Below are 6,127 nucleotides of genomic sequence, written 5' to 3' on the forward strand. Positions count from 1 at the left end.
GGTTTGGGTGGAGCCGTTGTTCACCCCTTAATTGGGCGTTATGCAACTCAGGTAATTTAGGGGTTCAATCTTTTGGGATTTCTCCGGCCATTCGTTCTGTGTTGTCGGCAAATGAGCATTTTCACCCTCAAATTCGTGGTTAACTTAAACCGTAAAACAGACAAGGTTCTTTGTTTGCCTCAATCAGTTTTGGCGCTGGCTTGTTGTCAAATCAGCGTACGCAAAGTGTGGAAAGGGCAAGTTATCCGATCATTTCGTACTTGCTGAAAGCCTTGCTTGTTGAGTTTGTCAAATTCAAAAGCTTGGTTTTGTTGTTGAAAGGTGAACTTTGTTTTGGCAGCTTATTTATCACGGCTCTTACTTGGGTTGATTCTTGAATCACTCAACCATTACAATTGTGGCTTTTGGTCGTGTAAATTCGGTTTATCTTATTGAATTTGCATAACAAACGGCTCAAGAGGGATTGCCAACGCATGGCGATTTTAGTGCAAAATTGAAGTTCAGTGTTTACAGTGGTTTTTTGAGTTCGGCGGTGCGTTGTCAACCCCTTAGCCGGGCGTTAAGTGCCTTTGTGATTCAGGAACATTATGGATAGAAGTCAGTTAGAAGAATATGCACGTTCAAGTCTAGTTTTTTATGGATTGGATCTGTCGCGTATTAGCTCAGTTTTGATAGTCCAAATCTGGAATCATGAGATAAATCGCAGCTTAAATGTCCATTGTATAGGGGACGAGCTAAAAAGAATTGAGCGAGGAAGTTCTAAGAAGGTAGGCATGTTCAAGCATTTACCTCTGAAAGGCTTGTACAAAGCTCACTTTTTTGATGCTCGCTTTATTCTCGGAAACATAAATGCTGAATTTGGCTTTAAGTATGGTGGTAACAAGAAACTAGACAAAGTGATTAATCAAGCTTTTGAACAGAGTAAGTCTGCCTATATTAATGATGAAATTATTATGTTTTTAGCTCACGAACTAACTGTAAAAACCATAGAAAATCGTACTCAGAAAGGTAATCTCTCTGGTGAATGGATTGTCTATCAAATATATGAAGGCCAAAAATACTATTTGGCGTTAGGTTGCCATAAAGAAAGCGATCAAGACATTTATGACAGGGTACAAGCTGCATATCGGTTAGACTTCCCTTTTCTTGTGAGTACAGGCACTTAACAAACGCTTCAAGAGGGACTTCCAACGCGTGGCATTTTTATTATGCGTTGATTTTGGTGATTACGGTGTTATGCGGAAACTTGGTAGTAGCGTTGTCAGCCCCTTAAGCGGGCGTTAGCTTAAAGAGGAAAGTATGTCTAAAGTAATGGAAGTCTTAGAGAAGATAGCAGAGAACACTGCTTCTAGTATCGATCCCGTATGGGTTGCTGCAATTACAGGTGGTACAGCTATTTTAACGGCGCTCATTACTGTTGGAGCCACAGTTTATATCCAATCAAAAAACAGTAATTTAGAACATCAAAAATTAATAGCTGACGTAATCACTCGTGAAAGGATGAGATGGTTGAAAGAGCTACGTGATTTAGCTAGCAGTAACTACGTGTATATTGATCTGCAATACAATTTGCTTAAGCGAAAAATCGACGTTCCTCATGAGCAGTTTCAGAGTAAGTTGGATGAGATTTCTCAAATAATCATGAAACAATCCAACGATATTATATTAATTTTAAACAAAAATGACCCAGTACAAGCTGAGGTTTTTAACTCGATACAAGATGTTCAAAAATTTATTTTAGGGTGTGTTAGCACTGCTACTTTAGACGCGCAGAGTTTTGATGATGCTAAATATGGTGAAATAAAAAATAGATTCTTCAATGCTATGAATGACATTGGTTGTGAAACATGGAACCAAATCAAAAACTTAAGCTAACAAACGCTTCAAGAGGGACTTCCAACGCGTAGCATTTTTACTGTGCGTTGATTTTGGTGGTTTCAGTGTCATGCGGAAACTTGGTAGTAGCGTTGTCAGCCCCTTAAGCGGGCGTTATGTGATAAGGAGTATCTTTGAAAAATTTGATGCATTATTTTAAGGCTCAATTTGTGCCAATGTATGGTCTTATCCTACTTAGGCATCGAGCGGTCACACAAATGGTTGGTAACAACTTGCCGACTTGGTCAACCACGATGGGAATCTATTTCTCACTGTTATCAATGTCTCTATATATTTACTCGCTTATCGTACGGTTTCACCTGAATGAAGGTGACCCTACCTTAGTTTCAATGGGACTATTCCAAACTATTTACGTGTTTGTTTTGGCTGCGATGTTTCAACTAAGTTTCCATATATTAGGTTCAACAAGAAGTTACTTAGTTAACCTCAAGTTGACGTTTCTATTTGTTGGCATGCTTTACTTGCTTAATAGTTTTATCGGACTTCCATTTCAAATTTACCTTGAACAAGGTGGCAATCGATTCATTACATTTATAGCTTCGATGTTAATAGTTGTTTGGGTGCTAAGGTGTTGGTACGTGATGGCAGAGTTTAATGGTCTTATTAAGAAAAAGGCAAAGGCACTTTCGCTAATAGCTATATCTCTACTACACCTTGTAGCTAGCCTTGTATTCGCAGTGATAGTTCCTTACTTTGTAAATATCACATAACAAACAGTTTAAGTGGGATTCAGCACGCGTGGCATTTTTAGCATGCGGTGATTTCGGTGTTGACGTGCCATGCGGTTACATTGGTATTGCGTGCTTCACCCCTTAACTGGGCGTTAGTTGTCAGTGAACAGAGGAAGAGTAATTGAATAATATTGATACTCAAATTTTACGAGTACTAAACGAGCCTAAGTTTAGGGCTAGAACAATTGGTGGTATTGCTAAAGAACTCGGTATAACTAGGCGTATTATTGTGCATCGCCTACAACGATCTAAGGCTCTAAATCAGCAAGTGAAAATATATCCATTCCGCTCTAAAACGGGTGATGTAATGATTATTAGCCGAGAAAGGTTTGATAAAACTGCGACTATAAAAGAGCGTTTTGTTGATGCATTTGCAACTAAAAGGGCTGAAATTAAATGAATCTGGATCAGTTACAACTTTTAGTTATAAACAATCTTGGGACGCTAGTTTTTGCATTTTTTGGCTCTCTGATTTTGACTGCACATTCAATTAAAGAGCATATTGATCGAGATGAGAAAGATAAAATGGGTAAAGGTAAATACTCAATATATGTTTTTGGTTGGGTTGTTGGTTATCCAATTTTAGGCGTAGTTATCACACTGGCATATTTAGATAGTGGAAATCAGTTTGGTAATTGGCTTGCTCTTCAAATTGGTCTTACTTCTCCTGCTATCCTTGCAGGTATTGCAAGTGGAGGAGCAAATGTCCTTTCAAAGAAAGGTGTGGAAACAGCTCCTGGGCAATAATGGCAACTAACAAACGCCTCAAGAGGGACTGTCAACGCGTGGCGTTTCCAGTCCCATTGAGCCGCGGTGGTTAAGGTGGTTGTGTTTGAGTTTAGTGTAATGCGTTGTCAGCCCCTTAGGCGGGCGTTATAGCTCTTATCCGAACTAGTTCTTGCTATCTGTACGCTTGGTGCGTACACTTTCTGTATGAAAAGTGTATTTGTCGAATCAACAATTTTTGAAAAGTACCGAGATGAGTATCTCAGTGATGAGGAGTATAGGCTCTTTCAAGCAGAGCTAATGCTAAATCCCAAGCTGGGTGATGTGATTCAAGGTACTGGCGGTTTGCGAAAAATTCGAGTTGCGAGTAAAGGTAAGGGAAAGCGTGGTGGTTCACGGATTATCTATTACTTTCTCGATGAAAAGAGGCGTTTCTATTTGCTAACCATTTACGGCAAAAATGAAATGTCCGATTTGAATGCAAATCAAAGGAAACAACTAATGGCTTTTATGGAGGCGTGGCGCAATGAGCAATCGTGATTTATTTGCAGAGTTAAGCTCAGCTCTTGTTGAGGCTAAACAGCATTCAGAAGGTAAGCTTACGCTGAAAACACATCATGTGAATGACGTGGGAGAGTTGAACATCTCACCGGATGAAATCGTGAGCATTCGCGAGCAGTTCAATATGTCCCGCGGAGTCTTCGCGCGGTTACTTCATACGTCTTCACGCACATTAGAAAACTGGGAACAAGGTCGTAGCGTGCCAAATGGTCAAGCGGTCACTCTTTTAAAGTTAGTACAGCGTCATCCAGAAACGTTGTCACACATAGCCGAGCTATAACAAACGCTTCAAGAGGGACAGCCAACGCATGGCATTTTTACTATGCTTTGGTTTTCGTGTTTACTGTGTTATGCGGAGAGTCAGTAGTGGCGTTGGCTGCCCCTTAAGCGGGCGTTATGTTTAATCGCGTAAAATCAGTTGGTTGCATCTCTTCTTTGCATTCTCGGCTTTCTAATTTTGGTCTTGTCGGCAAGTTAACCTCATTGGGCGCTGTTTTCTGGACACCAATTCGTGGGCGCGAAAAACTCTGAGAGTTGCCTCATTAAAGCTCAGTGCATTTGTGAGTCGAATAAAGCGTCTTAGTTTCAAAGTTTGAACTCCAGTTTTCGGCTTCTCACACTAAAACTCAAAATCATTAGAATCAAATTTATGAGTTAATTCAGCTTTTTAGCTTCTAACTTTGGTTTTCAAAGATAAGTCGAGTTAAGCTCTTGGTATCGCAAAACTTAACCCTTTGAGTCTTAAACATAACAAGGCGTTTAAGCGGGATTCATGCCGCGTGGCATTTTTGGTATGCAGTGAGTTTTGGTGGTGAAAGTTGTCTGCGGAAGCTTGGTTTATGCGGCATTCACCCCTTAACGCGGCGTTATGTTTTTAAGAGGAAATCATGTTTACATTGGATGTTGATACCGATCTGAAACTGGCTTTGGTTACTCCCAAGTTTGCTTCGGCCTATCTTGAAATTGTCAGTCGAGAGCGAGAATATTTGAGTCAATGGTTAGCTTGGCCTCCTCATGCAAGCAATGAAGAGTTTTTTCTTAGCTTTATCAAAAGTTCATTGCATGATTATGCTGATGGAAAATCCTTAGTTTGTGGGATGATTTACCAAGATAAGTTGGTTGGAAATATCAGTTTTAACAGTATTAACCGTCAACTGAAAAAAGTAGAGATTGGCTACTGGTTAAGCTCTGAATACCAAGGTAAAGGTATCGTGAGTAAGTCAGTTTTAAAACTGACCGACTTGGCTTTTACTGAATTTGATATGGAAAAGGTTCAGATATCAGCAGCGAGCGAAAATATTCCAAGTCGTAATGTATGTGAACGTTTAGGTTTCTCGCTTGAGGGCATAATCAGTCGCGCAGAAAATTTGAATGGCCGAGTTGTAGATCATGCTGTTTATGGTCTAAATCGTACCCATTGGCCCAAAACATAACAAACGCTTCATGAGGGACAGCCAACGCGCGGCATTTTTACTATGCGTTGGTTTTTGTGATTACGGTGTTGTGCGGAAGCTTAGTAGTCGCGTTGGCAGCCCCTTAAGCGGGCGTTATGGCTCATTCAATTGGCTGGGGCTGTATATAAAAACAGTTTTTCTTGTGTTCATGCTTTAATCTGTATAAGTTACCCATCATTTTCTAACAAAGCAGGCAATTAACAAGTGCGTAGTTCATTGAGAAAAAAGGTAATTCAAGTTTGTTCCAAGAAGATTGAACAGAAGGGTGATAATGTAGGCGTTTCATTTTATGCATTTTTTGCTAATAAAAATGACGATCCAGATTTGTTAATGGAAGCCGCCACATGGTGGATTCAAGAACACAAATTAGACCATTTTGAAAAAGCTCATAAAATCATGGCAATGGTAAAATCTGATATTTAGTGAACTGAGCCATAACAAACGGTTTAAGAGGGACTGCCAACGCGTGGCGGTTTTTGCTTAAATCAACATTTGTGATTACGGTTGCTATTTTAGGTTCGGTGTTTTGCGTTGTCAGCCCCTTAACCGGGCGTTATGCAACTCAGGTAAATTTAGGGGTTTAATCTTTTGGGATTTCTTCGGCCATTCGTTTGGTGTTGTCGGCAAATGAGCTTTTTCACTCTCAAATTCGTGGCTAACTCAAACCGTAAAACAGGCAAGATTCTTTATTTGCCTCAATCAGTTTTAGCGCCGGTGCGTTGTGAATTTTGCGTGCGCAAAGTGTAGAAAGGGCAAGTT

9 protein-coding genes are annotated in these 6,127 nt (G+C 40.1%); all 9 read left to right on the forward strand.

Going from position 1 to position 6,127, the window contains the following annotated elements; genetic code table 11:
• Positions 1-587 precede the first annotated feature (587 nt).
• The 9 genes from AACT23_RS12285 to AACT23_RS12330 all read left to right on the forward strand — a co-directional run bounded on the left by AACT23_RS12285 (position 588) and on the right by AACT23_RS12330 (position 5,791).
• Positions 588-1,166, forward strand: coding sequence for a hypothetical protein (locus AACT23_RS12285; protein WP_141195560.1), 579 nt, complete (start codon positions 588-590; stop codon positions 1,164-1,166).
• Positions 1,167-1,299: 133 nt separating this feature from the next.
• Positions 1,300-1,875: a hypothetical protein gene (locus AACT23_RS12290; RefSeq protein ID WP_094129300.1), complete on the forward strand. Its 576-nt coding sequence runs from the start codon at positions 1,300-1,302 to the stop codon at positions 1,873-1,875.
• Positions 1,876-2,009: 134 nt separating this feature from the next.
• Entirely contained in the window at positions 2,010-2,606 is a 597-nt protein-coding gene (locus tag AACT23_RS12295; RefSeq protein WP_083802543.1) for a hypothetical protein, read from the forward strand.
• Between the two features lie 142 nt (positions 2,607-2,748).
• Positions 2,749-3,027 carry a hypothetical protein gene (locus AACT23_RS12305; RefSeq protein ID WP_059261376.1) on the forward strand — a complete coding sequence of 93 codons (279 nt, stop codon included), beginning with the start codon at positions 2,749-2,751 and terminating at the stop codon, positions 3,025-3,027.
• The gene (locus AACT23_RS12310) at positions 3,024-3,374 is read left to right on the forward strand and encodes a hypothetical protein (RefSeq protein WP_094129303.1); all 351 of its coding nucleotides are present in this window, start codon (positions 3,024-3,026) and stop codon (positions 3,372-3,374) included. Before AACT23_RS12305 ends, AACT23_RS12310 begins: the two co-directional genes overlap by 4 nt.
• Before the next feature lie 186 nt (positions 3,375-3,560).
• Positions 3,561-3,893, forward strand: a complete 333-nt coding sequence (locus AACT23_RS12315; protein ID WP_000843587.1) for a type II toxin-antitoxin system RelE family toxin — start codon at positions 3,561-3,563, stop codon at positions 3,891-3,893.
• Positions 3,880-4,194, forward strand: coding sequence for a helix-turn-helix domain-containing protein (locus AACT23_RS12320; RefSeq protein WP_000071008.1), 315 nt, complete (start codon positions 3,880-3,882; stop codon positions 4,192-4,194). Before AACT23_RS12315 ends, AACT23_RS12320 begins: the two co-directional genes overlap by 14 nt.
• A 607-nt stretch (positions 4,195-4,801) precedes the next feature.
• Positions 4,802-5,347, forward strand: coding sequence for a GNAT family N-acetyltransferase (locus AACT23_RS12325; RefSeq protein WP_094129309.1), 546 nt, complete (start codon positions 4,802-4,804; stop codon positions 5,345-5,347).
• Between the two features lie 225 nt (positions 5,348-5,572).
• The gene (locus AACT23_RS12330; protein WP_017049924.1) at positions 5,573-5,791 is read left to right on the forward strand and encodes a DUF6500 family protein; all 219 of its coding nucleotides are present in this window, start codon (positions 5,573-5,575) and stop codon (positions 5,789-5,791) included.
• Positions 5,792-6,127 lie beyond the last annotated feature (336 nt).

This window comes from Vibrio sp. V09_P4A23P171 (genome assembly GCF_963875615.1).
GTDB classification, from domain to species: Bacteria; Pseudomonadota; Gammaproteobacteria; order Enterobacterales; family Vibrionaceae; genus Vibrio; species Vibrio anguillarum.